The sequence below is a fragment of the Cupriavidus sp. 05N39 genome (assembly GCF_056397325.1).
In genome coordinates this window covers 1-413 of record NZ_JBFTNE010000345.1, presented here as the reverse complement: position 1 = coordinate 413, position 413 = coordinate 1, and the positions used below count along the sequence as shown (strand labels likewise).

Here is a 413-nt window from a genome sequence, read left to right as displayed (position 1 = left end):
GAGCATACCTGTGCATCGGCGCGGCTTCGATGGCCGCGGCCGGCGTCGCTCCGTATGCTGGCGGCATGTCCGATGCCTCCACTCCCGCGCTGCGCCGCCAGTTGGTCCAGCAGCTTCCGCCGTTGCGCGATGACGACAACATCCTGATCCAGCGTTTCCTCGATGCGATCTGGGCCGAGCATGGCCTGGCGCGGGCCAGCCTGGACAGCTATCGGCGCGATCTGGAAGGGGTGGCGCGCTGGCGCGATGGGGCGGGCGGCGGGCTGGGGGCAATCGACCGCGCGGGGTTGTTCGACTACCTGGCCTGGCGGGCGCGGCATGGCTGGTCGCCGCGCAGCAACGCACGGCTGTTGTCGGCGCTGCGCGCGTTCTTCGCCGATGCGGTGCGCCGCGGTCAGCGCAACGAGGACCCC

The 413-nt window shown here is 71.4% G+C and carries 1 protein-coding gene; it reads left to right on the top strand.

The features are described from left to right. On the top strand, nt 1–413 hold a 413-nt coding region (locus AC1DN0_RS41635; RefSeq protein WP_477146691.1), incomplete at both ends, for a site-specific integrase.